Annotated in this window: 35 protein-coding genes; all 35 read left to right on the top strand. The window is 48.2% G+C overall.

The window, feature by feature from the left end:
• Positions 1–2 precede the first annotated feature (2 nt).
• Positions 3–4,775, top strand: coding sequence for a DNA-directed RNA polymerase subunit beta' (gene rpoC, locus K8S15_13690; protein MCD4777089.1), 4,773 nt, complete (start codon positions 3–5; stop codon positions 4,773–4,775).
• A gap of 57 nt (positions 4,776–4,832) precedes the next feature.
• Positions 4,833–5,201, top strand: coding sequence for a 30S ribosomal protein S12 (rpsL, locus tag K8S15_13685; protein MCD4777088.1), 369 nt, complete (start codon positions 4,833–4,835; stop codon positions 5,199–5,201).
• A gap of 41 nt (positions 5,202–5,242) precedes the next feature.
• A complete protein-coding gene (gene rpsG / locus K8S15_13680) occupies positions 5,243–5,716 on the top strand; it encodes a 30S ribosomal protein S7 (protein ID MCD4777087.1) in 474 nt (157 codons plus the stop codon).
• A gap of 73 nt (positions 5,717–5,789) precedes the next feature.
• The gene (fusA, locus tag K8S15_13675; GenBank protein ID MCD4777086.1) at positions 5,790–7,880 is read left to right on the top strand and encodes an elongation factor G; all 2,091 of its coding nucleotides are present in this window, start codon (positions 5,790–5,792) and stop codon (positions 7,878–7,880) included.
• Between the two features lie 13 nt (positions 7,881–7,893).
• A complete protein-coding gene (gene rpsJ / locus K8S15_13670; protein MCD4777085.1) occupies positions 7,894–8,205 on the top strand; it encodes a 30S ribosomal protein S10 in 312 nt (103 codons plus the stop codon).
• 145 nt (positions 8,206–8,350) lie between these two features.
• A complete protein-coding gene (gene rplC / locus K8S15_13665; GenBank protein ID MCD4777084.1) occupies positions 8,351–8,980 on the top strand; it encodes a 50S ribosomal protein L3 in 630 nt (209 codons plus the stop codon).
• A 1-nt stretch (position 8,981) separates the two neighbouring features.
• Positions 8,982–9,605: a 50S ribosomal protein L4 gene (gene rplD, locus K8S15_13660; protein MCD4777083.1), complete on the top strand. Its 624-nt coding sequence runs from the start codon at positions 8,982–8,984 to the stop codon at positions 9,603–9,605.
• Positions 9,602–9,892, top strand: coding sequence for a 50S ribosomal protein L23 (gene rplW / locus K8S15_13655; GenBank protein MCD4777082.1), 291 nt, complete (start codon positions 9,602–9,604; stop codon positions 9,890–9,892). The genes rplD and rplW overlap by 4 nt, the downstream gene beginning before the upstream one ends.
• 4 nt (positions 9,893–9,896) lie before the next feature.
• Entirely contained in the window at positions 9,897–10,736 is an 840-nt protein-coding gene (gene rplB, locus K8S15_13650; protein ID MCD4777081.1) for a 50S ribosomal protein L2, read from the top strand.
• 3 nt (positions 10,737–10,739) lie between these two features.
• Positions 10,740–11,033 carry a 30S ribosomal protein S19 gene (gene rpsS, locus K8S15_13645; protein MCD4777080.1) on the top strand — a complete coding sequence of 98 codons (294 nt, stop codon included), beginning with the start codon at positions 10,740–10,742 and terminating at the stop codon, positions 11,031–11,033.
• Positions 11,034–11,044: 11 nt separating this feature from the next.
• Positions 11,045–11,416, top strand: coding sequence for a 50S ribosomal protein L22 (gene rplV, locus K8S15_13640; protein MCD4777079.1), 372 nt, complete (start codon positions 11,045–11,047; stop codon positions 11,414–11,416).
• A gap of 1 nt (position 11,417) precedes the next feature.
• Positions 11,418–12,080 (top strand): 30S ribosomal protein S3, encoded by a 663-nt coding sequence (rpsC, locus tag K8S15_13635; GenBank protein ID MCD4777078.1) that lies wholly within the window; start codon positions 11,418–11,420, stop codon positions 12,078–12,080.
• A gap of 6 nt (positions 12,081–12,086) precedes the next feature.
• Entirely contained in the window at positions 12,087–12,506 is a 420-nt protein-coding gene (gene rplP / locus K8S15_13630; protein ID MCD4777077.1) for a 50S ribosomal protein L16, read from the top strand.
• Positions 12,507–12,725: a 50S ribosomal protein L29 gene (gene rpmC / locus K8S15_13625; protein ID MCD4777076.1), complete on the top strand. Its 219-nt coding sequence runs from the start codon at positions 12,507–12,509 to the stop codon at positions 12,723–12,725. It begins immediately after the preceding gene.
• A gap of 1 nt (position 12,726) precedes the next feature.
• On the top strand, positions 12,727–12,990 hold the full coding sequence (rpsQ, locus tag K8S15_13620) for a 30S ribosomal protein S17 (protein ID MCD4777075.1): 264 nt from the start codon (positions 12,727–12,729) through the stop codon (positions 12,988–12,990).
• A gap of 12 nt (positions 12,991–13,002) precedes the next feature.
• Positions 13,003–13,368, top strand: a complete 366-nt coding sequence (rplN, locus tag K8S15_13615; GenBank protein ID MCD4777074.1) for a 50S ribosomal protein L14 — start codon at positions 13,003–13,005, stop codon at positions 13,366–13,368.
• Complete coding sequence (gene rplX, locus K8S15_13610) at positions 13,368–13,685, top strand: 50S ribosomal protein L24 (protein MCD4777073.1); 318 nt, start codon at positions 13,368–13,370, stop codon at positions 13,683–13,685. The genes rplN and rplX overlap by 1 nt, the downstream gene beginning before the upstream one ends.
• Positions 13,686–13,704: 19 nt before the next feature.
• The gene (gene rplE, locus K8S15_13605) at positions 13,705–14,256 is read left to right on the top strand and encodes a 50S ribosomal protein L5 (protein MCD4777072.1); all 552 of its coding nucleotides are present in this window, start codon (positions 13,705–13,707) and stop codon (positions 14,254–14,256) included.
• A gap of 15 nt (positions 14,257–14,271) precedes the next feature.
• On the top strand, positions 14,272–14,457 hold the full coding sequence (locus K8S15_13600) for a type Z 30S ribosomal protein S14 (protein MCD4777071.1): 186 nt from the start codon (positions 14,272–14,274) through the stop codon (positions 14,455–14,457).
• Between the two features lie 12 nt (positions 14,458–14,469).
• Positions 14,470–14,865, top strand: a complete 396-nt coding sequence (gene rpsH / locus K8S15_13595) for a 30S ribosomal protein S8 (protein MCD4777070.1) — start codon at positions 14,470–14,472, stop codon at positions 14,863–14,865.
• Between the two features lie 14 nt (positions 14,866–14,879).
• A complete protein-coding gene (rplF, locus tag K8S15_13590; GenBank protein MCD4777069.1) occupies positions 14,880–15,425 on the top strand; it encodes a 50S ribosomal protein L6 in 546 nt (181 codons plus the stop codon).
• Between the two features lie 20 nt (positions 15,426–15,445).
• Positions 15,446–15,808 (top strand): 50S ribosomal protein L18, encoded by a 363-nt coding sequence (gene rplR / locus K8S15_13585; protein MCD4777068.1) that lies wholly within the window; start codon positions 15,446–15,448, stop codon positions 15,806–15,808.
• 17 nt (positions 15,809–15,825) lie between these two features.
• A complete protein-coding gene (gene rpsE, locus K8S15_13580; GenBank protein ID MCD4777067.1) occupies positions 15,826–16,377 on the top strand; it encodes a 30S ribosomal protein S5 in 552 nt (183 codons plus the stop codon).
• Positions 16,370–16,558, top strand: coding sequence for a 50S ribosomal protein L30 (gene rpmD / locus K8S15_13575; protein MCD4777066.1), 189 nt, complete (start codon positions 16,370–16,372; stop codon positions 16,556–16,558). Before rpsE ends, rpmD begins: the two co-directional genes overlap by 8 nt.
• Positions 16,558–17,001 (top strand): 50S ribosomal protein L15, encoded by a 444-nt coding sequence (gene rplO, locus K8S15_13570; GenBank protein ID MCD4777065.1) that lies wholly within the window; start codon positions 16,558–16,560, stop codon positions 16,999–17,001. Before rpmD ends, rplO begins: the two co-directional genes overlap by 1 nt.
• Positions 17,001–18,305 (top strand): preprotein translocase subunit SecY, encoded by a 1,305-nt coding sequence (secY, locus tag K8S15_13565; protein MCD4777064.1) that lies wholly within the window; start codon positions 17,001–17,003, stop codon positions 18,303–18,305. The genes rplO and secY overlap by 1 nt, the downstream gene beginning before the upstream one ends.
• Before the next feature lie 2 nt (positions 18,306–18,307).
• The gene (locus K8S15_13560) at positions 18,308–18,943 is read left to right on the top strand and encodes a nucleoside monophosphate kinase (protein MCD4777063.1); all 636 of its coding nucleotides are present in this window, start codon (positions 18,308–18,310) and stop codon (positions 18,941–18,943) included.
• Complete coding sequence (gene map / locus K8S15_13555; GenBank protein ID MCD4777062.1) at positions 18,934–19,677, top strand: type I methionyl aminopeptidase; 744 nt, start codon at positions 18,934–18,936, stop codon at positions 19,675–19,677. Before K8S15_13560 ends, map begins: the two co-directional genes overlap by 10 nt.
• A 50-nt stretch (positions 19,678–19,727) precedes the next feature.
• On the top strand, positions 19,728–19,946 hold the full coding sequence (infA, locus tag K8S15_13550) for a translation initiation factor IF-1 (GenBank protein MCD4777061.1): 219 nt from the start codon (positions 19,728–19,730) through the stop codon (positions 19,944–19,946).
• Positions 19,947–19,956: 10 nt separating this feature from the next.
• Entirely contained in the window at positions 19,957–20,073 is a 117-nt protein-coding gene (rpmJ, locus tag K8S15_13545; protein MCD4777060.1) for a 50S ribosomal protein L36, read from the top strand.
• A gap of 31 nt (positions 20,074–20,104) precedes the next feature.
• Positions 20,105–20,470, top strand: coding sequence for a 30S ribosomal protein S13 (gene rpsM / locus K8S15_13540; protein ID MCD4777059.1), 366 nt, complete (start codon positions 20,105–20,107; stop codon positions 20,468–20,470).
• Positions 20,471–20,479: 9 nt separating this feature from the next.
• The gene (gene rpsK, locus K8S15_13535; GenBank protein MCD4777058.1) at positions 20,480–20,896 is read left to right on the top strand and encodes a 30S ribosomal protein S11; all 417 of its coding nucleotides are present in this window, start codon (positions 20,480–20,482) and stop codon (positions 20,894–20,896) included.
• A 63-nt stretch (positions 20,897–20,959) separates the two neighbouring features.
• On the top strand, positions 20,960–21,910 hold the full coding sequence (locus K8S15_13530; protein MCD4777057.1) for a DNA-directed RNA polymerase subunit alpha: 951 nt from the start codon (positions 20,960–20,962) through the stop codon (positions 21,908–21,910).
• Between the two features lie 24 nt (positions 21,911–21,934).
• Positions 21,935–22,318, top strand: coding sequence for a 50S ribosomal protein L17 (rplQ, locus tag K8S15_13525; GenBank protein ID MCD4777056.1), 384 nt, complete (start codon positions 21,935–21,937; stop codon positions 22,316–22,318).
• 14 nt (positions 22,319–22,332) lie between these two features.
• On the top strand, positions 22,333–23,295 hold the full coding sequence (gene pfkA / locus K8S15_13520) for a 6-phosphofructokinase (GenBank protein ID MCD4777055.1): 963 nt from the start codon (positions 22,333–22,335) through the stop codon (positions 23,293–23,295).
• Positions 23,296–23,343 lie beyond the last annotated feature (48 nt).

Raw genomic sequence — 23,343 nt, 5'->3', positions numbered from 1 at the left:
AGATGTTAGAAAACATTTCCCGACGTGATGCCAGGGTATTGCTCTCCGATTTTGGGGGCATGAAAATAAGTCTTGCTTCCCCCGAAACCATCAGAAAATGGTCTCACGGAGAGGTTAATCAGGCCGAAACCATTAACTACAGAAGTTACAAACCGGAATCAGAAGGGCTTTTCTGCGAACGTATTTTTGGTCCCATCCGGGATTGGGAATGTAGTTGTGGAAAGTACAAAAGGATACGTAATAAGGGAATAGTATGTGACAGATGCGGTGTTGAAGTTACACATTCCAGAGTACGCAGAGAACGCATGGGTCATATAGACCTTGCAGTACCTGTACTGCACATCTGGTACTTTAAATCACGAAAAATATCCAAGCTTCTCAACATCACGAATCTTAAGCTGGAACGGGTGATCTATTACGAATCCTATATCGTCATCAAATCTGATCATCCTGACCTTGAAATCGGTTTAATACTAACCGATGAGGAATACAGAGAGGCTAAGAAAGAGTACGGTGATGTCTTTAAGGTGGGTATGGGAGCGGAAGCCATACGCGTTATGCTTGCTGATCTCGACCTCGAGGAAATGGCAACCGAACTGCGAACCAGTATTGCCAACGAAACGACCTATTCCCGCAGGAAGAAGAATATCAAGAGGCTGAAGGAAGTAGAGGCGTTCAGATTATCATCTGAAGACAATAGACCGGAATGGATGATCCTTCAGATATTGCCGGTGCTGCCTCCGGACCTGAGACCCCTGGTTCCCCTGGACGGTGGAAGATTTGCCTCCAGTGATCTGAACGATCTTTATCGCCGGGTAATAAACAGGAACAACAGGCTGAAGAGGCTTCTTGACCTTCAAGCTCCGGATGTAATACTTCGGAACGAAAAAAGGATGCTGCAGGAAGCGGTTGACGCTGTACTCGATAACAGTTCAAGACGTAAGCCTGTGAAGGGCGCCGGAATGAGGCCGCTTCGATCCCTTTCGGACCTTTTAAAGGGTAAAAGGGGAAGGTTCAGACAGAACCTTCTCGGAAAAAGAGTTGATTATTCAGGAAGAAGCGTGATCGTTGTAGGCCCTGACCTGAAGATGCATCAGTGCGGCCTGCCCAAGACCATGGCACTTGAGCTTTTCAAACCCTTCGTAGTTGCCAGGATTTGCGAGCTGCTTGATGAAAGCGTGAAAAAGGCAACCAAGAGATGGGAAGAAGCTGATGAGATAGTATGGCCGGTTCTTGAGGAAGTTATTCAGAATCATCCTGTACTTCTTAACAGGGCTCCCACTCTTCATCGACTCGGAATACAGGCGTTCGAGCCCGTTCTTGTTGAGGGAAAAGCTATCCAGCTGCATCCCCTGGCATGTTCGGCGTTCAATGCTGATTTCGACGGAGACCAGATGGCAGTCCACGTTCCCATCTCCGCTGAGGCTCAGGTTGAAGCACGTATGCTGATGCTTGGCAGCAAGAATATACTGAGACCCGCGAGTGGGGAACCCGTTGCGACTCCCAGTCACGATATGGTCATAGGTATTTATTACCTTACAAAACCTCTCCCCGGAGCAAAGGGGGAAGGAATGATCTTCGCGTCAACGGAAGAGGTAAGGGGTGCTTATGATGCCGGGAAAATTGATCTTCACGCGAAGATCAAAATAAAAGGTGTCAACAAGATCGTTGAGGAGAACGGGGATAAAGTGCGCATCACACCTCCTTTCTGGAAGGACTACACGACGGTTGGTCAAGTGATTTTCAACGAGATAGTACCTGAAGAACTTGGTTACATTATGTCCAATGCCAGAATCCCGCACGAAAAGATCTTCAGCAAGAAAGGGCTTAACCAGTTAGTAGGAAGATGCTTCAATGAACAGGGTTCCGTAAGGACTGCGGTTTTCCTTGATAACCTCAAGGAACTGGGTTTCCATTACTCAACCGTAGCCGGTTTAACTGTCGGAATATGCGATATGCTGATCCCGGCAAGCAAAAAGGATATCATTGAAAAAACTGTTCACGAGATAGAGCTTATTGAAAAGAGTTCTAGACGCGGAGAACTTACCGAGGCGGAGCGCTACAACAGGGTAATAGATAACTGGGCAAAAACGACAGAGGAAGTGAAAAACGCCATGATGGAAGGGCTGAGACATGATAATCACGGTTTCAACCCCGTCTATATGATGGCCAATTCAGGCGCAAGGGGAAGCGTTGATCAGATGAAGCAGCTTTCCGGCATGCGTGGCCTCATGGCCAAACCCAGGAAAAAACTTACCGGTGAACTTGGAGAGACAATTGAAACCCCTATAATCTCTTCTTTGAAAGAAGGCCTTTCGGTAATCGAATACTCGATTTCAACCCACGGATCCAGGAAGGGACTCGCTGACACCGCTCTTAAAACAGCAGATGCGGGCTACCTTACCAGGAGGCTTGTTGATGTTTGCCAGGATGTCATAATCATCGGGGAAGACTGCGGAACCATAAGAGGAAGAGTAATTACCGCTCTTAAGGAGGGTGAAGAAGTAATTGAACCCCTCCGTGACCGTATTCTCGGTCGGGTTACAGCAGAAACCATCTACAAACCCGGGACCGATGATGTAGTATGCGAAGCAGGCCAGGAAATAACGGCGGAGTTTGCTACCGAAATAGACAGAATCGGAGTTGAATCCGTTCGGATAAGGAGTGTTCTGGCGTGCGAGGCCAAGAGAGGTCTGTGCGCAAAATGTTACGGCTGGGACCTTTCAAGGAATAGAATGGTCACAGTTGGAGAAGCTGTCGGCGTTATCGCAGCGCAGAGTATCGGAGAACCTGGAACACAGCTGACCCTCCGTACTTTCCATACAGGTGGAGTCGCGGGCAGAGAGACGAGGGAATCGGAAGTTACCGCGAAGCATTCCGGTTACGTAAGCTTGCGTATTCCCTGTATCGTGAAGAGTACCAATCAGAATAATAGTAAGATGATGATCAGCACCAGAAACACACAGCTGGACATTCTTGATGATTCGGGAGAAATCCTGTCCACCTACGACATTGTGGTCGGGTCGCAGATGAAGACTGAAGATGGCAAGAAGATCAAGAAAAATGATGTAATCTGCAAAAGCGATCCCTTCATAATCCCAATAGTAGCGGAACAGGAAGGAAGTGTGCACTATGTCGATATTGAGGAAGACACTACGCTGAAGGAAGAAATCGACAGCGAGCAGCGTAAGCAGATGGTCATTGTAGAGGACAGAAGTAAAACCCTTCATCCGCACATTTTTATACTTCCCGAACAAATGGTTGTCCTCGGCGGACACCCCCGGCGAAGGGAAGAGGAGCTTTATACTCTCGGAGAGCTGGAAAAGGAAATGATCGAGGGACACGGTCGTATTATTTATACGTACCAGGAGGTCAGTACCTACAGGACTGAGACCATCGCTGAAGATTTCATCGAGAGGATGAAAGATCAGAAGATTCCTGTTGTCTCCGTCAACTGCAGGAAGGCGGGAACTGGAAGTTACGCAGCTCTGATTATAGCTTCGAGGGAGATAATCAAGGCTTTCGGTAAAAAGGCGAAAAAAGAGGTCGCTGCGCTTGAAAGCGCTATCGATGATCTTGAGAACACCAGCAAGCGCAAGAATACAGAGCTTGAAGAGAAGTTCGCAAGTGCACTGGCTGACCTTAGCCTGAAGGGTTCCTTCATTGTCGTTATAGAATCCTTGGACAGAGGGCATCAGGGGACAAAAAACCTTGTGATGTGTGTTCAGGATATAGTGACTGAAAGCGCAATGATGGTAATTTCCGACTTCACTACGAGAGGCGCGCGAAGTCATATCGAGCAGCGGGGAAGAAAGAAAATTGCAAGTGACCCGGTTGAAGAGTTCATAGCTGATTCTGTCAGGGGCAAGTATCCAATTCCCAGCGGAGCGCACCTCAGGGTTAACGATGGAAGCCTTATCAAGTCGGGCGTCCATATTGCCAGAATAGAGCGTAAGCTCGGTCAGCAAAGGGACATTACCGGAGGACTTCCGAGGGTTGATGAACTATTCGAAGCCAGAATTCCAAAAGACGCCGCAAGCATTGCCGAAATCGATGGTATTGTAGCTCTTAGTCCTATCAAAGCCGGAATAAGAACGGTTACCATTCGGGGAGATCATGGCCAGGAATCTGCTGTCAAGATTCAGGCTTCCAAACATATCCGTGTGCGTGAGGGGGACAGGGTGAAAGCGGGAGATCGTTTGACCGAAGGCCCACTGTCTCCGCACGATATTCTCAGAATAATGGGAACTGAAGCTGCGGAAAAGTACCTTCTCAACGAGATCCAGGAGGTCTACCGTCTTCAGGGCGTCAATATCAACGACAAGCATATAAGTATCGTTGTTCGCCAGATGCTTTCCAAGGCAAAGATAGACGATCCGGGAGATACGCAGTTCCTGGAGGGATCCCAGATAGACAGGCTTGTTCTCCAGAGAGATAACAAAGACATGATGATGGAAGGCAAAAAGCCGGCGACTTCCGCTGTTCTTCTTCTTGGAGTAACCAAGGCATCCCTTGCTACCGACAGTTTTCTGTCGGCAGCGTCTTTCCAGGAAACCAACAGGGTGCTTGCCGATGCCGCCACTGCCGGCAAGGTTGATTATCTTCACGGCCTTAAGGAAAATGTTATTGTCGGACATCTTATTCCGGCGGGAACAGGCGTGAAGAAATACCAGAATATCAGGCTCACTCTACCGGACGGGGAAGGTTTGCCAGAACCGGCATTCCCGGACGATATGGAAGAACGTGATATTGACGAAACCGATTTTGATGTATAGACTTAATGCCCTTGTATCATCAAGGATTGCATGAAATGAACCTTGAAAGGAGATGGTTTGCCCACAATTAACCAGCTTGTGCGTAACGGGCGCAAGAAGAAGAAAGTAAAAACCAAGGCACCTGCCCTGACCGGATGTCCGCAAAAAAGGGGTATTTGTACAAGGGTTTATACTTCAACACCAAAAAAACCGAATTCGGCTCTGCGTAAAGTAGCAAGAGTCCGTTTGCGGAACGGTTTTGAAGTAACGGCTTACATCCCGGGGATCGATCACAATCTTAACGAACACTCGGTTGTGTTCATAAGAGGCGGAAGAGTGAAGGATCTGCCAGGAGTAAGGTATCATATTATCCGCGGTGTTGAAGATACATCCGGTGTTGAAGGAAGAAAACAGAGCCGTTCAAAGTACGGCACAAGAAAAACATAGAACAATGCGCTCTGCACCAGTGGTGCAGACGGGGAGGACGAATGGCTAGACGTTCAAGGCCAAAGAAGCGGGAAGCTGTGCCGGATAGAAAGTACGGCAATCTGCTTATGGCGAAATTCATCAATAAAATCATGCATCAGGGAAAAAAATCTACAGCTGAAAAGATTTTTTACGATGCGATGGATACGATTACCGAAAAGACCGGACAGGATGCTGTAACCGTTTTCAACAGAGCAATGGGGAATGTTCGCCCGCAGCTCAAGGTGAAAGCACGGCGGGTGGGTGGATCCACCTACCAGATTCCTATTGAAGTAAAACCCCAGGAAAAGGATTCTCTTGCAATGCGCTGGATAATTCAGTACGCAAATGCTCGCAGCGGCAGGGGGATGTCTGACAGGCTGGCAGCCGAGATAATGGATGCGGCCAAGGGTGAAAACGCCGGAAGCGTGAAGAAGAAAGAAGATACACATAAAATGGCGGAAGCTAACAAAGCCTTCGCTCATTATCGCTGGTAGGCTAACTACTTTCCTTAACAATCCTCCAGCGACCGAAATAACTTGATTGTACAACTGGAGGAAATCGCGTATCATGGGCACTTCCCGAGTAGACAATATTCGAAATATTGGCATTATGGCGCATATTGACGCCGGAAAAACAACTGCGACAGAGCGGATACTCTACTATTCCGGGAGTGTACACCGTCTTGGCGATGTTGATCATGGCACAGCAGCAATGGATTGGATGCCCCAGGAAAGGGAAAGGGGCATTACAATTCAGTCAGCTGCCACGACCTGTATGTGGAAATCATGTCAGATTAACATAATAGATACTCCTGGTCATGTTGATTTTACCGCTGAGGTGGAAAGAAGCCTGAGGGTTCTAGATGGAGCTGTAGCGATATTCTGCGCTGTGGGCGGAGTAGAACCGCAATCCGAGACTGTATGGCATCAGGCCGACAAGTACAGCGTTCCCAGAATTGCTTTCGTGAATAAGATGGACCGCCAGGGAGCGGATTACTCAAGGGTCTTGGATATGATGCGTGATATGCTTGGAGCCAAGCCCCTGCCCGTTATGTTTCCCATAGGGAGTGGAAACAATTTCCAGGGGATAATTGATGTTATCGGAGGGCATGCGGTCTACTTCGATGAAACCTCCTACGGTTCTGAGTTTACACTCGAGGAAATCCCCGAGAAGTACATGGATGAGTACAGTACCATAAAAGATGCGCTTTGGGAATCAGCGGCTATACTTGATGAGTCTGCCATGGAGGAATACTTCAGCGGCAGTCTTTCCCCCGAGCGAGTCAGGAAGCTTATTCGAAAAGGAACAATGGAGGGTAATTTCGTTCCGGTTCTGTGCGGAGCCGCACTGAAAAACATAGGAATTCAGCAGCTTATGGATGCAATAGTAGACTGGCTGCCCTCGCCATCTGAGCTCCCGTCTGTAATCGCAAAATCGAACGACGGTTCAACCGTTGAAGTCAAGCGCAGTGTTGAGGAGCCGTTTTCAGCCCTGGTTTTCAAGGTTCAATGCGACCCGCATCTTGGCAGACTGGCTTTCATAAGAGTTTATTCGGGAAAGGTAAAGGATGGCCAGCATGTATTCAACAATAGAACCGGTAACAAAGACAGACTCACCAGGCTTGTGAGGATGCATGCCAATAAACGAACTCATCTTGATTTTGTGATGGCGGGAGATATTGCGGCTGCCGGACTGAAAGATGTAGCAACGGGAGATACGCTGACATTACCCGGAGCGCCGCTGACACTGGAATCCATAGAATTTCCAGAGCCTGTGATGCAGATGGCAATAGAACCCATGAGTACTTCCGATGAAAAAACATTGGATGAAGCACTGGCTTCACTGGCAAGTGAAGATCCGAGTTTCAGGGTTGGCATTGACGAGGAATCAGGACAGACACTCATCAAGGGAATGGGAGAACTCCATCTGGAGGTAATCGCTGGCAGAATTAAAAGGGAAAAAGGTGTTGCGGTAAGAACCGGGAAGCCTCAGGTTTCGTACAGGGAAAGTATTTCCTGCAGAGTGGAGGGTAGAGGCGAATTCAGAAAGTCAATCCAGGGCAGAGGTCATTTCGGAAATGCTATAATCAGGGTGGAACCGGCTGATTCGGGTATAGAATTTGTAAACCTGTTGAAGGAAAAGGCATTTCCGGGGCATTTTACCGAAGCTATAAAAAGGGGCGTTATGGGTTCAGTGGGAGCAGGTCCTCTTGCCGGTTATTCGGTTGATGGAATCAGAATTGAACTTCTTGATGCTGAACTCCACGAAACGGATTCATCTGATATAGGATATGCCTATGCGGGCGCAATGGCTTTCAGAGAATGTATGAGAAAGGGCAAACCTGTTTTAAGAGAACCGGTTATGCGACTGGATATAATATGTCCCTCAGATTATGTAGGCGAAGTAATAGGTGATGTGAACTCGCGCAGAGGTAATGTTCTGAGCTTGGAACCCAGAGGTGAGGTACAGTCGATAAAAGCAAGGGTTCCTCTTGCGGAACTATTTGGTTATAGTAGCGCCCTACGTTCTCTAACGCAGGGTCGTGCGGGGTTTTCAATGCAGTTCAGTGATTATGCCCGAATTGCGGAGAATATCACACGGGGTCTGTTGGAGCAAATGGGAATTGTTGGTTTCGCCAGGAAACCCATGACAAATTGAACAGGAGATAGTATTGAAATCGAACAGGCTGAGGATAAAGCTCAGAGCTTACGATCACAGGCTTCTTGATCGCTCCGCTTCCGCAATTGTCAGAAGCGTGGTAAAAACCGGAGCCAGTGTTTCCGGGCCGATTCCTCTCCCTACAAAGAGGTCAATCGTAACGGTATTGAGAAGTCCGCATGTGAACAAGAAATCGCGGGAGCAATTCGAGATGAAAGTACATTCGCGACTGATTGATATCGGGGACCCGAATGAAGAGACCGCAGCCGCTCTCAGGTCACAGGATGTGCCTGCAGGAGTGGATGTGGAGATGAACGAAATCTAGTAAACTGGTTTCTTTCTAACTGATCCGGCAGGTCCGGATTAAGAGAAATACCGCATTACCGGACAATGGCGGTTGCCCGGTGAGCGAAGAAAAAAAACGCTCGTCCCTCCGCCTCCAAAGGGACTTCAGCGATGGGAAGTGATCTATGAGCGGAATAATGGCTCGTAAGATAGGAATGACCCGCATCTTTAAAGATGACGGGAAAGCTGTTCCTGTTACAGTACTTGAAGCTCAGCCGAATCCGGTTACCCAGGTTAAAACCATGGAGACGGACGGGTATGATGCCCTGCAGATTGGTTATAAAACTCAGAAGAAGCAACGTCTGAACAAACCTACACTTGGACATCTTGATAAGAGCGGGGCTCCACCGGTATCAAGGTTCTGCGAAGTATCGGTGACGGACGAAAGCACAAAGGCGGGGGATTTCCTGGATGTATCCATGTTCATTCCCGGCGAGAAGGTTAACGTTACCGGGTTGACCAAGGGTAAAGGTTTTCAGGGTGTTGTTAAACGGCACGGTTTTTCCGGCGGTGACAGTACACACGGAAATAAATCTCACAGAGTTCCCGGGTCAATAGGCCAGTGTGCTACCCCGTCAAGGGTTTGGAAGAATAAAAAAATGCCCGGAAGAGATGGTGGAAAAAAGATAACGGTCCGCAACCTGGAAGTTGTTCAGGTAGACTCGGAGAAAAACCTTCTGGTATTAAAGGGTGCGGTTCCAGGATCCAGAAACGGATACCTCCTGATCAAGAAACAGAATTCGGGAGGAAATTAGTATGGCTGACGTAAGAGTATATACCATGAATGGTGAAGAGGTCGGCAAGACCGATCTTCCCGAGGAGATGTTCGGTATGAATGTTTCCACTCACGTCCTCTGGGAAGTTGTTAGAGCAGAATCACTGAATTCCCGCCAGGGAACCGTATCCACACTTGGAAGAAGCGAGGTGAAGGCGTCCGGCAGAAGACCATGGCGCCAGAAAGGTACCGGTAACGCAAGAGCTGGAACGGTTACCTCTCCCATATGGCGAGGCGGCGGGGTCACATTCGGGCCCAAACCGAGAAAATGGAATATCCGGCTGAACCGGAAAGTAAGAAGAAAAGCCCTTGCCGGTATTCTAAGTGAAAGACTTGCAGAGGGAAATCTGAGAGTAGTCAAGGATCTCACGTCCAGCGGTAAGACTCGTGAAATGGCTGAAATGTTGTCAAATCATGACTGCGAAGGCAGAAATACGGTTATCCTTGTTTCAGATGGAAACGATCTTGTGATACGAGCTTCCAGGAATATTTCAGGTCTTAAGGTGATGAACGCTGCGAACGTTTCCATTCACGATCTGGTCAATTCTGAAGTGGTTCTCCTTTCTGAAGAAGCTATCGATCTGCTTAAGGAGAGACTGATATGAAGGACGCAAGACAGATAGTTATCCGACCAATTATCACAGAGAAAACTACGGTTTTAAGAGAAGAATCGAATCAGTACGCATTCCGTGTGGTCCCCCGCGCAAGTAAAAGACAGATCGCGGCTGCCATTGAGGAGTTGTTCGAAGTGAATGTCATGGACGTTCGGACAATGAGAATGCAGGGAAAGAAAAAGCGACTGGGCCGGAATCTTGGTCGAAAACCATCATGGAAGAAAGCCATCGTTACCCTCGCTGAAGGCGATACGGTCGATTTCTTTGAGGGGGTGTAATTAAATGACTATGAAGCGCTGGAAACCGTGCACTCCCGGGACTCGATTTAAAGTTTCCCCGGGATTCGACGAAATCACGAGAGATCACGGTGAAAAATCTCTCATGGCACCCATGAAAAGCAAAGCCGGCAGAAACAGCAAAGGACGTGTCACCGCAAGACACAGAGGTGGCGGTCATAAGAGACGGTACAGAAGAATCGATTTTAAGCGCGACAAATTCGGTGTACCGGGAAAAATCGTATCGATAGAATACGATCCAAACCGCTCGTCAAGAATCGCGCTGGTTCATTACATCGATGGTGAAAAACGCTATATCATTGCTCCCGAAGGACTGAAGGTTGGACTCACGGTTGTATCAGGTCCCGATTCCCCGCCGGAGAACGGCAATCACCTTCCACTGACAAGAATTCCCCTCGGATCAACAATACACAATGTTGAGATGAAACCCGGCAAAGGCGGACAGATAGCCCGCAGCGCTGGAGCATCAATACAGCTTATGGCCCGCGATGGAAGGTACGCAACACTTAAGATGCCTTCAAGAGAAACCCGCATGGTTCCGGTAAACTGCATGGCTACAATCGGAACAGTTGGAAATGCTGAGCATTTTCTCGTTGTGCCGGGTAAAGCCGGAAGCAGCCGGTGGAAGGGCCGCAGACCTCATGTAAGAGGAGTCGCGATGAACCCGGTCGATCACCCGATGGGTGGCGGTGAGGGCAAATCCAGCGGTGGACGTCACCCATGCTCTCCATGGGGACAGCTTGCCAAGGGCTTGAGAACACGAAAAAATAAAGCGTCTGATAAACTTATTACCAGGCGGAGACCCACTGGAAAAAGGAGGAAGTAGGCTATGGCCCGTTCACTGAAGAAGGGTCCCTATATCCAAGAGAAGCTGGCCTTAAAGGTCACAAAGATGGAAGCTTCTGGAGAGAAGAAAATAATACGAACATGGTCCAGAAGATCTACCATCCCTCCTGAATTTGTGGGACATACTTTTGCCGTTTACAACGGAAGAAAATTCTTACCGGTTTACGTGGTGGAGAATATGGTTGGTCATAAGCTGGGAGAATTCGCTCCCACAAGGACATTCCGCGGACACCGGGAATCCGGTTCCTCAGGAAAACAGAAACAGGCTAAGGTTTAGGGAGGGAAAGCATGAAGGCAATTGCCAGAGCAAGATTCGTTAAGGTTCCTCCCCGCAAGGCCAGGTACATTGCGGATCTTATCCGTGGAAAAACTGTTAACCAGGCTTTGTCTATTCTCATGACTGTTCCGAGGAACTCATCGAGAATAATCGAGAAAACTCTGGATTCTGCAGTGGCCAACGCCATTCAGAAGGCGCAGGGGGAACGGCTTGATGTTGATGAGCTGGTTATACAGAACGTTATTGTCGACGAAGGCCCGACCACAATGAGATGGAGACCCAGGGCTCGGGGCAGAGCGACCAAAATTAGACATAGAACAAGTCATATAGCAGTTACGGTTGTCAATACTGATCAGGCAGCCGAACAGGGACGAGAGGAATAGTATGGGTCAGAAAACCAATCCTGTTGGCCTCCGTCTTGGTATCAGCCGTGGCTGGGATTCCACATGGTTTGCCAGGGGCAGGAAGTATGCCGAGTATCTGAAAGAAGATGCCGACATCCGCCGATACCTGGGTTCAAGGCTGGAAAAAGCCAGGGTTTCAAAGATTGAAATTCTAAGGAAGCCACAGGAAGTAGAAGTAGTGATTTGGAGCGCACGACCAGGCCAGGTAATCGGAAGTAAAGGTTCCAACATTGACAGGATTACCAATGAGCTGAAAGTCCTGGTCGGCGGTAAAACAGTCAGAACCAAGGTTCAGGAAATAAGAAAAGACAGATGTGACGCTACGCTTGTGGCGGACAAAATTGCCCGCCAGATTGAAGGTAGAGTTTCAGTCAGAAGAGCAATGAGGATGGCAATCAGAGACGCGATAACAGATGGTGCCGAGGGAATCAAGGTGTCATGTGCCGGTAGACTTGGCGGTGCGGAGATGTCCCGGGTTAATACCTATCATGAAGGCAGAGTTCCACTCCATACACTGAGGGCCGATATCGATTTCTGTCGTGAAACGGCATTAACCACCTACGGAGCCATCGGCGTCAAGGTTTGGATATACCATGGTGAGATACATGAACCACCGATATCCGGCACAGTGGATAGCAGGTGATCAACGATGTTAATGCCAAAAAGAACGAAGTACAGAAAACAGCATCGTGGTCGAATGAGGGGTAAAACCAAGGGTGGTGGTACCGTATCCTTTGGAGAGTATGGATTACAGGCATTGGAACCCGGATGGATTACCAGTGCTCAGATTGAGTCTGCCAGAGTTGCCATGACAAGGCATGTTAAAAGGGGAGGGAAGGTTTGGATCAGAGTATTTCCTGATAAACCTGTTACCTCTACTCCTGCCGAAACCCGTATGGGTAAAGGCAAGGGTGCAGTAGATCACTGGGTTGCTGTTATCAAACCGGGAAGAGTGATGTTCGAGCTTGAAGGAGTCCCGGTTGAGATGGCAAAATCCGCTATGAGGCTGGCGGGACACAAGCTTCCCATTAAGACCAGATTCATTGTTCGTGACAGGGAGGAGCTGTAGATGAAAACCCATGAGCTTCGATCGATGAGCCCTGAAGAACTTGAAGAACATGTTCGGGAACTCAGGCAGGAGCTATTCAACCTTAGATTCAGAAGAACTACACAGCAGCTTGATAATCCCCTGCGGTTGCGGACTGCCCGGAAGGATCTCGCAAGAACACTTACTGTAATCAGAGAACTTGATCTGGGGCTTGAATCCAGGGCTGGGGAAGGAAGTTAGAATGGCAGTAGTAAAGGCAGGAAACAGAAGGGTTCTCACGGGAACCGTGATTTCCAGCGCCATGGACAAAACGGTTGTCGTGGAGGTCGTGTCCCTCAAGGCACACCCGGTTTACAAGAAGCGATACCGTACAACAAAGAAATATTATGCACACGATGAAGATAACCAGTGCAACCAGGGGGATAAGGTTACCATATCGGAAACCCGACCTCTTTCGAAAACAAAACGCTGGCGTGTTCTCGATATTGTACAGCGGGCTCGATAGGAGGAATTGGCGATGATTCAGCAGGAAACAAAACTGAAAGTTGCGGACAATTCTGGCGCCCGTACTGTACAGTGCATAAAGGTTCTTGGAGGCACCAGACGCAGGTACGCGACCATAGGAGACATTATAGTGGTTTCGGTGAAAGATGCCCTGCCCGATGGAGCAGTTAAGGCAAAAGAAGTGCGAAGAGCAGTTATTGTCCGGGTTAGGAAAGAGTTGAACAGGCCGGATGGAACATCCGTCCGATTCGGAGACAATGCAGCGGTTATACTTGATGAAAACTACCAACCGGTCGCCACAAGAATTTTCGGGCCTGTTGGACGCGAGCTCAGAGAGCATTTTATGAAAATTGTTTCCCTTGCTCCGGAGGTGATCTGATGCATATCAGAAAGGGAGATAAAGTTCGTGTCCTGACAGGAGAAGATAGCGGGAAGGAAGGTAAGGTCCTCAAGGTATTCCGCGGGAAACATCGCGCGATTGTCGAGGGATTGAATCTTATAAAGAGACATACCAAACCATCTTCCCGTAATCAGCAGGGCGGGATAATCGAGAAGGAGGCTTCGATACATCTATCCAATCTCAGCGTGGTATGTCCAGGTTGCGGAAAAGCGGCAGGAATTTCGCGCATGAGAGATGAAGAAGGAAGACTTCAACGTCATTGTAAAGCGTGCAATGAAACAATATCAACCGGTTAGGAGGTGACCAGTGAGAAAAATGCCAAGGCTTGAGAAACTTTACATAGAAGAGTTGCGGGATAAGATAAAAGAACGTTTTGAATACGAGAACGTAAATAAAATTCCGCGAATCAAGAAAGTTGTCTTGAACATGGGTCTCGGAAAAGAAGCCATGGACAACGCGAACAACATGAAGAACGCAACCGAACAGCTGGCTACAATTACTGGTCAGTTGCCGGTGATTTCAAAGGCCAAGAAGTCAGTTGCGGGATTTCGCCTCAGAGAGGGAACTCCAATTGGAACCTTCGTTACTCTCAGAAATGACAGAATGTGGGAGTTTCTGGATAGGCTGATTACGTTTTCCATACCTCAGGTTAGGGATTTCAGAGGCCTTTCTCCCAAAGGATTCGATGGGCATGGCAACTACAATTTCGGTGTAGAAGAACAGGCAATATTTCCTGAGATCAGTGTAGACCGTATTGATAAATTCAGGGGAATGAACATAACAATAGTAACAAGTGCACCCACGGATGAGGAAGGCCTTGAGCTTTTGAAGCTCATAGGCATGCCTTTCCGCGGAACCGCGCGTTAGCGGGGTGATGAGAAATTGGCTAGAAAAGCTTTAGTAGAAAAACAGAAGAGAACCCCCAGGTTCCAGGTCAGGAAGTACAATAGATGCTCTATCTGTGGACGTCCAAGGGCATATATAAGAAAATATGGCATTTGTCGTATCTGTTTTCGGGATATGGTCAACAGGGGCCTTGTTCCCGGCGTACGCAAAGCTAGCTGGTAGGGAGGCAGAATAATGTCAATGACAGATCCAATAGCTGATATGCTTACCCGGATTCGAAATGCTTCCCGGGCAGAACACAAGATGGTTGATATCCCCGCTTCGAAGTTGAAGACTTCGATAGCAAGAACTCTTTATAACAAAGGGTTCATAAGGGGTTTCAGAAAAATGGAGGATAACAAGCAGGGCATGCTGAGAGTATACCTTGCATACAGGAACGATCAGCCTCTGATAGTCGGACTTAAGAGAATATCGAAGCCCGGCTGCAGGGTGTATATCGATGCCGATAATATCCCCAGGGTAATGGGGGGCCGCGGTATCGCCGTTCTTACAACTCCAAGAGGTATTTTAACCGATACTGAAGCAAGAAAACAGCACGTGGGTGGCGAAGTGCTGCTCCATATCTGGTAAGGAGGGGTAAAAGTATGTCGAGAATAGGCAAATTACCAATTCCTTTACCTGAAAAGGTAACAGTAACCGCCAGGAAGAACGTAATCAGCGTAAAGGGACCGAAGGGCGAAACGGATTTGACAGTTCCCTCCGGAATCAAGGTTAAGATAGGTGATTCCGAGATAGTGCTGTCGCGGAAAGAAGACACGAGGGAGTTGAGCAAGCTTCATGGTACGGCAAGGGCTCTTCTTGCCAACCGTATTCAAGGTGTTTCTGAAGGGCATAACAAGGTACTCATAGTTCACGGGAAAGGATATCAGGCAGAGGTAAAGGGACGGATACTCGAAATGCAGCTTGGTTTTTCCCATAAAGTACTGTTTGAGATACCCAGTGGACTTTCGATCAATATTAAGCCTGGGCAGAACGAATTTACGCTTACAGTCAGTGGTATTGACAAACATCTGGTTGGCGCATTCAGCGCGGAACTCTACAAGATCAAAAAGGTTGAACCGTACAATCTTATCGGATTCCGCTATTCGGACCAGCATGTCAAGCGTAAAGCTGTCAAAACAATAACATAGTGTCAGGAGGAGACTGAGAAATGGCTAAATTGACCAGAAAGCAGCGCCTCCGACGTCGGCATTTCCATATCAGGAAGAGACTGTATGGAACAGACGATAAACCGAGGCTGCTCGTTAGAAGATCCCTGAAGCATTTGGAAGCCAGTCTTATAAATGATTTGACGGGAGAGACTTTGCTTACACTGACTACCAAATCAGGCAGTTTTTCAACCGTTAAAAAAGAAAATAAAAGCGAACAGGCATCCAGACTGGGCAAGCTTCTTGCTGAGAAAGCAAAAGAAAAGGGTATAAATGAAGCTGTCTTTGACCGTGGAGGGCATCCCTATCACGGCAGAGTCAAGGCGTTCGCGGAAAATGCCCGTGAAGCCGGCCTCAGGTTGTAGAAGGGACAGGCTGTACATTGGAAAAAAGAAATGATAATAAAGACAGATCGAAGCGGAAGAAGAAGGTTTCAAAACTCGAAGAAGCTGGTCTCGTCGACAGGCTCATTACTATTAACAGAGTCTCGAAGGTTACCAAGGGCGGAAGAAACTTCGGATTCAACGCAATTGTCGCAGTAGGTGACGCAAAAGGAAAAGTCGGAGTTGGGCTCGGCAAGGCTACGGAACTGCCCGAGGCTATAAGAAAGGCGCAGGATTCCGCGCGGAATAGCATGATCAGCATCCCGCTGATAGAAAACAGGACAATTCCACACAGGATACTTGGCAGGCACGGTGCCGGCAAGGTCATGCTTCGACCTGCCAGTTCGGGAACAGGAGTTATAGCAGGAGCCGCTGTAAGGGCAGTTATGGAATGCGCAGGGATAAAGGATGTACTTACAAAATCCCAGGGTTCCAATAACCCTCACAATGTTGTTAAAGCTACTATGAAAGGTCTGAAGGATCTTGTTCTCATAGACAGAGTCGGTGGATACCGACAGGCAGCGATCGCCAGAAGGGGTAACGATGGCTGACAGGAAACTCAGAATAACTCAGGTAAAAAGCGCAATCGGCCGAAAAGAAGTGCAGAAGCGTACGCTGAAAGCCCTTGGGCTGAGGAAATTGAATCATACTGTCGTTCATCCGGACAGGCCGGAAATACGCGGAATGATAAATAGAGTTGTGCATCTGCTAGAGGTCGAGGAGGTTGAATAATGAGACGCTTACAGCATCTGAAGCCTGCTAGAGGAGCCACAAAAAACTCTTCCAGGCTAGGCCGCGGACGGGGTACCGGCACCGGAGGAACCAGCGGTAAAGGCAACAAGGGCCAGAGGGCCAGAAGTAGTATTCAGCCATGGTTCGAAGGTGGTCAAATGCCCATACAGAGGCGTATGAGCCATAAGGGGTTCAATAACACCCGATTCGCCAGGAGATTTCAGATAGTTAATGTGGAGAAACTGGGAAGGTTCGCTTCGGACAGCGTGGTAACTCCGGACATGATGAAAGAAGCAGGACTGATCTCATCCAGATTCCGTCCGGTAAAGATTCTCGGAAAAGGAGAACTGAAGAAAACACTCACTGTATGTGCGCATTCATTCAGTTCAACCGCCACAGAGATGATTAAATCCACCGGAGGTACGGTGGAGGTGCTTCCGTAATGCGCGGTTTTGAAAACATACTGAAGATTCCGGAGCTCCGGAAGAAAATATTCTATACGTTTCTTCTGCTTGCGGTTTACAGAGTAGGGGGGCACATACCGGTTCCTGGAATTGACGGTGATGCCCTCAACCAGGCATTCAGCCAGGGTGGCGGATTAATGGGAATGTACGACCTGTTTGTAGGAGGAGCTCTCCGGCGGGCTTCCGTTTTTGCTCTTGGCATAATGCCGTACATTTCAGCGTCGATTATCATACAGCTTCTCACCTCGGTCTTTCCCTATTTTGAAAGGCTCAAAAAGGAGGGTGAAGCCGGGCGACAGAAAATGACGGAAATCACCAGGTACGGAACAGTCGTTCTGGCTTTTATCCAGGGGCTTGGAATATCTCAATATTTGATAGGCTTGAACGGCCAGGGAATGATGATAGTTCCTCATCCGGGAATAGGTTTTACAATACAGACAGTGGTTACAATGATAACCGGTACGATATTCGTCATGTGGCTTGGTGAACGGATAACTGAGCGCGGTATAGGCAACGGGATAAGCCTTATCATATTCGCGGGTATCGTGGGCAGGCTTCCCGGTGCGATAATGTCCATTTATCAGGATGTCTTTGTGCTTCAGCAGACAGGTTTCATAACAGCGATCTTCCTTGGCGTTTTCATGTTTGCCGTTGTGGCATTCGTTGTACTGATGACTGAATCTCAGCGGAGGATTCCGGTGACTTACGCAAAACAGGTAAGGGGCCGGAAAGTCTACGGAGGCCAGAGTACTCACATTCCCCTCAGGCTGAATACCGCCGGTGTTATTCCGGTTATTTTCGCCCAGGCGTTTATGATGTTTCCAAGCAGCATAGCGATGTTTTTCCCCAATTCAGGGGTAGATACATGGGTGAATACTCATCTTGCGCCGGGAGGCGCAGTATATATAACCATATATACCCTCCTGATTATTCTTTTCGCATATGTTTATACGGCAATAACCTTTAATCCCCAGGATCTTGCTGACAACATGAAGAAGTACGGTGGATTCATACCCGGAAGAAAGCCAGGCAAAAGTACCGCGAAGTACATTGAGAAAGTACTTGTCAGGGTTACACTTCCCGGATCTATCTTCCTTGCCGCCATAGCGGTGATGCCCATGCTCATGAGCAGGCACGCCAATGTTAACTTCATGTTCGGCGGAACAAGCCTGCTTATTGTGGTGGGAGTGGCCCTTGAGACTCTCAGGCAGATTGAGACACATCTTCTTATGAGGCACTACGATGGCTTCCTGAGTAAAGGTAAGATAAGAGGAAGAAGATAAACATGCGGATAACCTTCTTTGGGCCACCAGGATCCGGAAAGGGCACGCAGGCGGATAGAATATCCGACTACTTCGGCCTGAAGCATATCTCAACGGGTATTCTTTGCAGAGAAGAGATCAAAAGTGGCTCGGAGTTGGGAAAACGCATTCGCGAAATAGTAGAATCGGGACATCTTGTAAGCGATGAGATCATGAATGAAGAGGTTTTCAAAAGTATAGAAAGCCTCGAGGGTTTTCTTCTTGATGGCTACCCGAGGAATTTATCACAGGCGAGAAGCCTTGACGAGTTCCTTGAAAAGATTGGTAAACTCCTTTCGGGTGCAGTTTTCATTCACGTTCCCGACGAAGAGGTTATGAGAAGGCTTAGCGAAAGGCTGGTATGCGACTGTTCAGACGGAAGAAGTAATACAGCCGGCGACCACAGTAAAGAGGGGGATATCTGTCCCGTTTGTGGTCAAAAATTCGTTAAGCGTAGTGATGACATCTCGGAAGTTGTGAAGAACAGGCTTCATCATTTTCACACGCTGACCAGGCATCTTGAGAAATATTACGAAAACAGGCTTCTTGTGATCGATGGGCTCGGATCCATTGATCAGGTTAACGAACGAATCAGAAAAGATTTACTGGCATGGGAATAATCACCGGTAGTGATCTGGATCTCATGAAGGAATCCGGCAGGATTGTCAGACGCGCTCTCGACGAGATGAGAGCATTCATTGAACCGGGGGTTACTACAAAGGAGATCGATTCGGTGGGCAGGGGAGTTATCGAAGCTGAGGGGGCGATTCCCTCATTCCTGGGTTACAACGGATATCCTGCCGCAATTTGTGTTTCGATAAATAATGAGGTTGTGCATGGCATTCCCTCCGTGAACAGAGAAGTTATGGACGGAGATCTTGTCAGCATAGACGCGGGAGCTTTCAAGAACGGGTTCCACGGAGATGCCGCGGACACAGTTATCGTCGGACTGGCTGACCCAAGGGCAATGCTGCTGGTGAGAACAGTATATGAAGCTCGGGACAAGGGTATCGAAACAGCAAGACCAGGGAATACCCTTGGTGATGTTGGTTCAGTGATTCAGGACCATGTAGAAGCTCAGGGCTTCAGTGTTGTCAGGGCACTTGTTGGCCATGGAATCGGAAGGAAGCTGCACGAGCCACCGCAGGTACCTAACTTCGGAAGAGCCGGAAAAGGCATGAAGCTTTCAGAGGGCCTTGCTATCGCAATTGAACCAATGATAAATATCGGCGGATACAGAGTCAGAACACTGCAGGACAACTGGACCATCGTTACTGCTGATGGAAGCTTTTCTGCCCATGCTGAACACTCGATTGTTGTATGTGGTAATGAACCGCTGATATTGACGGCATGATGATAATTACCAATGATATGCGTTCTGTTACAAATTAGAGAGGATTAATAGTGGCAAAGAATGTTCCCAAGGATGGAACCGTAATTGAGACGCTGCCAAATTATCAGTGCCGTGTTGAGCTTGATGGAATGAATGGACACATAACACTTTGTTACATATCAGGTAAGATGCGAATGAACAACATACGGATACTGGTAGGTGACAGGGTAACGGTTGAGATCTCTCCATACGATCTGAACCGCGGCCGTATTACTTACAGGTACAAGTAAGGATCGGACAATGAAAGTACGTAGCTCAGTCAAAAAGATCTGCGAATACTGCAGAATAGTGCGCAGGCGCGGAAAGGTTCTTGTAATCTGTTCGCGTAATCCCAAGCACAAACAGAGACAGGGATAAATCGAGTTAAAGGCAAGTACGGAGGTAATTAGTGGCAAGAATCTCAGGAATTGATCTTCCGCCTAACAAGCACATTCTTTATGCGCTGCCATATATCCATGGAATAGGGCTGGCTTCTTCAAGAATTATTCTTGAGAAGGCGGGAATTAAGTTCGATGTAAAGACAGACGATCTTACAGAAACAGAAGTCGCCGCTCTCAGAAAAGTCATCGATTCGGACTACAAAGTTGAAGGTGCATTGAGGGCGGAAGTGAATATGAACAAGAAGAGGCTGATGGATATCCGGTGCTATCGCGGGATCAGGCATCGCAGAGGACTCCCGGTCCGAGGCCAGAGGACACGAACGAACGCTCGTACCCGCAAGGGACCGAAATTCGGGCGTAAGAGAATTCATTAGGAGGCTGTAGTGCCAAAAGGAGCCAAGGTAAAGAGTCGCGCAAAGGCGACAAAAAAGAAGAAGACCTTAAAAGTAACGGATGTTAATGGAATAATACATGTGAAATCTTCGTTCAATAACACGATGATAACAGTAACCGACCGAAACGGTAATGTAATTACCTGGGCAAGCGGAGGAACCACTGGAGTTAAGGGTACAAGAAAAGGAACCGCTTTTGCCTCGGGACAGGCAGCTGTTCAAGCTGCTGAGAAGGCAATTGAAGCTGGATTAAAGAAAGTAGAAATCTGGGTCAGAGGACCAGGGTCGGGACGGGAAGCTGCGGTCAGGGCTCTCCAGTCAACAAATCTTGAAGTAACAGCAATAAAGGATCAAACCAGAATACCGCATAACGGGTGTCGTCCATCGAAACGTCGCCGACGCGGCTAACAGGAAATGAAAGCCCTGTGGGGCTAAGAAACATCCGGGTTGCCAACCTGGGAGGAGGGTCAGATGGTATTTAAGAGTCTATATCTTCCGGATATGATCAAATGGGAGGAAGAATCTCTCTCCGATGAATTCGGCAGGCTCGAGATTATCCCTCTGGAAAGAGGATTTGGACGGACACTGGGAAATGCCCTGCGAAGAGTTCTCCTATCTTCACTTGAGGGCTTTGCGCCGGTCTCTATTTCAATCGAAGGTGTTGAGCATGAATTTTCCACAGTTTCCGGTGTTGTTCAGGATGTGCCGGAATTAGTCCTTAACATAAAATCTCTGATAATCGATCTCGGCGAAAATGAAAAAGGTACACTCAGGCTTGATGTTTCTAAAAAGGGAGCATATACCGGAAAAGACCTTAAGGGAGACAGTTATCTGAAGGTTATTAACAAGGATCAGGAATTAGCCCAGCTTGACGGTACGGGAAAACTATCCATTGAAATAGCTGTTGAAAAGGGAAAAGGCTTCATACCTGCCGATGAATGGAGCATTCACGGAAAGGAAGAGAAGGCCGGGACTATCCTTTTGGATTCATGGTTCTGTCCGGTCAGGAAAGTCAACTACGAGGTGCAGAGCGCAAGAGTTGGTGACAGAACTGATTACGATCATCTGATCATGGATATTTCGACCGATGGAAGCATTGGCCCGAAAGAAGCTTTGAACGAGGCCTGTGAGATACTCACTGAGCATCTGCAGATGATACCCGGTGGACTGGAACCAGAGGAAAAACCGGATATAATTACCAAGGAGAAGGATAACAAGAATGATATCATGTCCACTCCCATTGAAGACACGGATATCCCTACACGAATTGCCAATGTTCTGAAATCAGCGGGAATTAAAAATGTAAGTGATCTACTTGAGAAGAAGTCCGAAGAAATACTGGAAATCAGCGGGTTCGGCCCCTCTTCACTGGAAACGGTCGAGGATGCTCTCAAGAAGTTGAAATTATCAATAGACGACTGACATAAAGTCATCGGGAGAACTGATATGCGTCACAGAAAAAAAATAGCCAAGCTGGGCAGGAAGCCTGCAGCAAGAAAAAGAATGCTTCGCAGCCTTGTTACTTCTCTGATACTTGAGGAGAGGATTACAACCAGTCTGGCAAGGGCAAAAGCCGCAAGAAGTGCAGCTGAGAGAATTATAACAAAGGGCAGAATCGACACTGTTCATGCCAGAAGGCATGTAGCCAGATTCGTTTACGGAAGCAAAGCAGTCCAGAAGCTTTTCAATGAACTGGGCCCCAGGTATGTAGACCGCAACGGCGGATACACACGTATACTCAAGCTCGGCCCGAGAAGGGGAGATGCTGCCGAAGCATGTATCCTTGAGCTGGTTGATTCGTCGGTTAAAAAATCCTCAGACAGCAAATAGCGGTACGGTAGGACTTGAAGAAAATAGCCGTTCTGACCAGCGGGGGCGATGCCCCTGGAATGAACGCCTGTATAAGGGCCACGGTAAGACGAGCGCTTAACCGTGGCCTTTCCATATCCGGAATCGAGAAAGGTTTCGAGGGTTTGATAGACAACGATTTTGTTGAAATGAAATCGTCCGATGTAAGTAATATCATTCAACGCGGAGGAACCATACTCCATTCGGCAAGAAGTGAGAGGTTCTTCACAGAGGAAGGTCGAGCAAAAGCCGCGTCGAATTTAAAAAATCACCGAATTGACGGCCTTGTAGTAATAGGTGGAGACGGCAGCTTCAGGGGGTCTGATGCGCTCACTGTCGAGCATGGAATACCCGTAGTTGGAGTTCCCGCCACAATCGACAACGATCTGTGGGGTACCGATCTTACAATCGGATACGATACCGCGGTGAATACCGCTCTTGAAGCCATCGACAAGGTAAGAGATACCGCCGCTGCCCACGACCGCCTCTTCATAATTGAGGTTATGGGAAGATCCGCGGGATTCATAGCCCTTGAAGTTGGCGTTGGAGCAGGCGCTGAGGCCGTTCTCATCCCAGAAACTCCAACCGATCTTGATGCAATATGCGCCAAGGTAAAGGATCGGATAAACAGGGATAGAACCTCCAACATTCTTGTAGTGGCTGAAGGAGATGAGGCTGGAAACGCCTTCGAAATAGCCCGGAAGATTGAAGATATATCAGGCCTCAAAAGCAGAGTTACGGTACTGGGACACGTTCAGCGGGGAGGGTCGCCAACCACTGCGGATCGTGTATTGGCTTCCAAACTGGGTTGGGCAGCGGTAGACGCGCTTCTTGACGGCGCATGGCCCTGCATGGTTGGTGAGATAGACAATGAAATAACAAAGCACCCGTTCGCGGATTCCTGGACCAACCGCAAACAGCTCGACCCCCTTCTTATAATCCTTTCAGAAAACCTTTAGGTGCCGGGCCTAACAACTAAACATTTTGTCCTTTTATATCCTATTTCT

It is taken from the genome of Candidatus Aegiribacteria sp. (genome assembly GCA_021108005.1).
Lineage (GTDB): Bacteria > Fermentibacterota > Fermentibacteria > Fermentibacterales > JCC-6 > Aegiribacteria.
This window is presented reverse-complemented; position numbering and strand designations above follow the sequence as displayed.

Coding starts and splice junctions, on each gene's coding strand:
- rpoC (MCD4777089.1), top strand. CDS start 3: ATGTTAGAAAACATTTCCCGACGTGATGCCAGGGTATTGCTCTCCGAT.
- rplQ (MCD4777056.1), top strand. CDS start 21,935: ATGCGTCACAGAAAAAAAATAGCCAAGCTGGGCAGGAAGCCTGCAGCA.
- rpsH (MCD4777070.1), top strand. CDS start 14,470: ATGTCAATGACAGATCCAATAGCTGATATGCTTACCCGGATTCGAAAT.
- rpsC (MCD4777078.1), top strand. CDS start 11,418: ATGGGTCAGAAAACCAATCCTGTTGGCCTCCGTCTTGGTATCAGCCGT.
- K8S15_13530 (MCD4777057.1), top strand. CDS start 20,960: ATGGTATTTAAGAGTCTATATCTTCCGGATATGATCAAATGGGAGGAA.
- rplF (MCD4777069.1), top strand. CDS start 14,880: ATGTCGAGAATAGGCAAATTACCAATTCCTTTACCTGAAAAGGTAACA.
- rplB (MCD4777081.1), top strand. CDS start 9,897: ATGACTATGAAGCGCTGGAAACCGTGCACTCCCGGGACTCGATTTAAA.
- rplC (MCD4777084.1), top strand. CDS start 8,351: ATGAGCGGAATAATGGCTCGTAAGATAGGAATGACCCGCATCTTTAAA.
- secY (MCD4777064.1), top strand. CDS start 17,001: ATGCGCGGTTTTGAAAACATACTGAAGATTCCGGAGCTCCGGAAGAAA.
- rpsQ (MCD4777075.1), top strand. CDS start 12,727: ATGGCAGTAGTAAAGGCAGGAAACAGAAGGGTTCTCACGGGAACCGTG.
- fusA (MCD4777086.1), top strand. CDS start 5,790: ATGGGCACTTCCCGAGTAGACAATATTCGAAATATTGGCATTATGGCG.
- rplP (MCD4777077.1), top strand. CDS start 12,087: ATGTTAATGCCAAAAAGAACGAAGTACAGAAAACAGCATCGTGGTCGA.
- rplX (MCD4777073.1), top strand. CDS start 13,368: ATGCATATCAGAAAGGGAGATAAAGTTCGTGTCCTGACAGGAGAAGAT.
- K8S15_13560 (MCD4777063.1), top strand. CDS start 18,308: ATGCGGATAACCTTCTTTGGGCCACCAGGATCCGGAAAGGGCACGCAG.
- rplR (MCD4777068.1), top strand. CDS start 15,446: ATGGCTAAATTGACCAGAAAGCAGCGCCTCCGACGTCGGCATTTCCAT.
- rpmD (MCD4777066.1), top strand. CDS start 16,370: ATGGCTGACAGGAAACTCAGAATAACTCAGGTAAAAAGCGCAATCGGC.
- rplV (MCD4777079.1), top strand. CDS start 11,045: ATGAAGGCAATTGCCAGAGCAAGATTCGTTAAGGTTCCTCCCCGCAAG.
- rpsG (MCD4777087.1), top strand. CDS start 5,243: ATGGCTAGACGTTCAAGGCCAAAGAAGCGGGAAGCTGTGCCGGATAGA.
- rpmJ (MCD4777060.1), top strand. CDS start 19,957: ATGAAAGTACGTAGCTCAGTCAAAAAGATCTGCGAATACTGCAGAATA.
- rplE (MCD4777072.1), top strand. CDS start 13,705: ATGCCAAGGCTTGAGAAACTTTACATAGAAGAGTTGCGGGATAAGATA.
- rplO (MCD4777065.1), top strand. CDS start 16,558: ATGAGACGCTTACAGCATCTGAAGCCTGCTAGAGGAGCCACAAAAAAC.
- map (MCD4777062.1), top strand. CDS start 18,934: ATGGGAATAATCACCGGTAGTGATCTGGATCTCATGAAGGAATCCGGC.
- rplD (MCD4777083.1), top strand. CDS start 8,982: ATGGCTGACGTAAGAGTATATACCATGAATGGTGAAGAGGTCGGCAAG.
- rpsS (MCD4777080.1), top strand. CDS start 10,740: ATGGCCCGTTCACTGAAGAAGGGTCCCTATATCCAAGAGAAGCTGGCC.
- rpmC (MCD4777076.1), top strand. CDS start 12,507: ATGAAAACCCATGAGCTTCGATCGATGAGCCCTGAAGAACTTGAAGAA.
- rplW (MCD4777082.1), top strand. CDS start 9,602: ATGAAGGACGCAAGACAGATAGTTATCCGACCAATTATCACAGAGAAA.
- rplN (MCD4777074.1), top strand. CDS start 13,003: ATGATTCAGCAGGAAACAAAACTGAAAGTTGCGGACAATTCTGGCGCC.